The sequence below is a fragment of the Psychromonas aquatilis genome, assembly GCF_038155185.1.
GTDB classification, from domain to species: domain Bacteria; phylum Pseudomonadota; class Gammaproteobacteria; order Enterobacterales; family Psychromonadaceae; genus Psychromonas; species Psychromonas aquatilis.
In genome coordinates this window covers 1-209 of record NZ_JBAKAZ010000461.1, presented here as the reverse complement: position 1 = coordinate 209, position 209 = coordinate 1, and the positions used below count along the sequence as shown (strand labels likewise).

1 pseudogene is annotated in these 209 nt (G+C 34.9%); it reads left to right on the top strand.

What is annotated here, in order from left to right:
- Nucleotides 1-209 (top strand): annotated as a pseudogene (locus tag V6256_RS16165) (hypoxanthine phosphoribosyltransferase); the annotation flags it as partial.

The window sequence follows — 209 nt, the reverse complement described above, 5'->3', positions numbered from 1 at the left end:
CCTTGTTAAAAATTTACAGCACCATGATAAGTTATTGTTAGTAGATGATGTATTTGATACTGGACGTTCAATCGCTGCCATCATCCAAGAGCTACAAAGAAAAACTAGATTGAACATCCCAGAAGATATTCGCGTTGCTGTTCCTTACTATAAACCTACTCGTAACTTAACGGATCGTATTCCTGATTATTATCTTTATATAACAAGTG